At 70.3% G+C, this 337-nt stretch carries 1 protein-coding gene; it reads right to left on the reverse strand.

The window, feature by feature from the left end; genetic code table 11:
• Positions 1-337 (reverse strand): proton-conducting transporter transmembrane domain-containing protein (locus BST12_RS29705; RefSeq protein ID WP_281254854.1); only part of this gene is annotated, 337 nt, incomplete at both ends.

Raw genomic sequence — 337 nt, forward strand, 5'->3', positions numbered from 1 at the left:
CTCATCAACGCCGACACCGGGCTCGGCGCCTCCGGGTGGGCCCGCGGCAGCCAGGCGTGCAGTGGCACCAGGCCCGCCTTCGAACCAAACCCGACCAGCGTGAGCATAAATACGGCGGCGCGGACCCCGTCGCAGACTGCCCCGAGGCCGGCGAACCGGTCGGAACCCCCGGCCGCCGCCAACACCACCAGCCCGACCAGGATTGCGATGAATCCCAGCTGAGTCATCACGGCGTACCACAGGCCCGCCGAGCGGACCTGCGGGCGGGCGTGCTCGGAGAGCACCAGGATCAGCGACGCGATCGCCATCAGCTCCCACGCCAGCAGAAACGTCGTCA

Origin of the sequence: Mycobacterium angelicum (genome assembly GCF_002086155.1) — a bacterium.
Classification (GTDB): domain Bacteria; phylum Actinomycetota; class Actinomycetes; order Mycobacteriales; family Mycobacteriaceae; genus Mycobacterium; species Mycobacterium angelicum.